Source organism: Rhodococcus sp. T2V, assembly GCF_029269925.1.
Lineage (GTDB): Bacteria > Actinomycetota > Actinomycetes > Mycobacteriales > Mycobacteriaceae > Rhodococcus_F > Rhodococcus_F koreensis.
Map to the genome: position 1 here is coordinate 1 of NZ_JARJBD010000277.1, position 1,550 is coordinate 1,550.

At 66.4% G+C, this 1,550-nt stretch carries 2 protein-coding genes; both read right to left on the reverse strand.

What is annotated here, in order from left to right:
- Positions 1 to 9 precede the first annotated feature (9 nt).
- A complete protein-coding gene (locus tag P3H15_RS53865; protein WP_276144801.1) occupies positions 10 to 1,053 on the reverse strand; it encodes an IS3 family transposase in 1,044 nt (347 codons plus the stop codon).
- Positions 1,026 to 1,490 (reverse strand): hypothetical protein, encoded by a 465-nt coding sequence (locus tag P3H15_RS53870; protein ID WP_342365545.1) that lies wholly within the window; start codon positions 1,488 to 1,490, stop codon positions 1,026 to 1,028. Before P3H15_RS53870 ends, P3H15_RS53865 begins: the two co-directional genes overlap by 28 nt.
- Positions 1,491 to 1,550 lie beyond the last annotated feature (60 nt).

Genomic DNA, 1,550 nt, shown 5'->3' on the forward strand with positions numbered 1-1,550 from the left:
CGGTAGTTGTCAACCTGTCTGAGACAGGTTCTGGTTGATGTTGATGCCTGTCGGTTGTGGCGGGTGTGGTGCCAGGGGTCGGCGGCGGAACCGTTCGGGGTGTGCGGCCCAGATCTGGTCCAGCCGGTGCTGTCGGCGGCGGTGTTCCTCGGTGTCGAGGCCGAGGAACACCGCCGCGGGGGTGTGCCGGCCCAGGGCACTGTGACGGTGTTCGAGCGCGTAGCGGGTCATGAACGTCTCGGTCCATCGCCGCGCGTGGTCGATGTCGTCGAACCGCAGCGGGCACGACAAGTCGTACTTGACGGTCTTGAACAGCGACTCGGAGAACGGGTTGTCATCGCTGACTCTCGGCCGTGAGTGGGTCCGGTACGCGCCCGCCTCGTCGAGGGCGGCGATCAGGGCATGTGAGCGCATCGACGGACCATTGTCGGCATGCACCACCTCGGGCACCCCGAACGTCTCGAACGCCTCGGCGAACATCTGCACCGCCATTTCGGGAACCTCGGCGTACTCGATCCGCCAGGCCACCGGGAACCGCGAGAACACGTCCATCACCAGGTACAGCAGATACCTGTCCTGCTTGCGGGGACCGTGCAACATCGTGATGTCCCACGACCACAACTGCCCGGCCCGACCGGCCTGGGCGACCGGTGCCCGGCGGGCCGCGGCCGTGGCCCGGCGGGTGCGGCGACGGTCCCCGGTCAAGTTCTGCGCACGCGCCACCCGGTAGAACGTCGACTCCGAACACGCGACGAGCCCAGCGTCGAAAGAACGCCAATACACCTGCACCACAGACAGATCCGTGTTCTCCTCGGCCAGGATCAACTCGATGATCCCAGCGCGCTCGTCGTCGGACAACGCGGCGGGCTGGTGCCGCTGCACGTGCGGAACCGGATCGGTGACCGGAACGTAGTGCCGGTAACCGCGGGTGCGCCGGTAGTAACTCGACCGCGGCACACCGAGCAGGGCACACGCCGTCGTGACCGGCATCGCCGCGTCCCGGTGCAACGCACCGACGGTGTCGATCAGGACAGCTTCTCCTGCTCGAGCCACTGCGCGTACTCGCTCGCGCTCATCAACGCCGGTGGGATCGCAGACGGGTCCTCGTTCGAGCGCTTGGTGATCCCCTGCAAGAGCTCGAACGCTTTTCCCAGGATCTCCTGGGCGGTCTCCGCCTGTTCCACCTGGGCCTTGAGTCGCGTGTTCTCCCGGCGCAGCCGCGCCAGCTCGGCCCTATCCCGACTGTCCATCCAGTTCCTCGACTTCTCTGCCGCGGCGACCATCGCCTGCGTGTATTGTCCGCTCTCCCGCGCGCGAAGCCACGCGGTGACGTGGTTCTTGCTCAGGTTCAACTCACGCAGCAGTCGTGTCTTGGCGCCATGCTCGGTGCACTCGTCCCACCGGCGCAGCACCTCGATCCGGAATGCAATCGGAAACGAACGCCTACCCGTCGGACCACGCCCGATCGGAAAGCTGTCGATGTCGGTCACAGGGAACTCCGCTCCCCACGCTGACTGCCAGGTGTCTCACGACCATGCTGACAGCCAGCG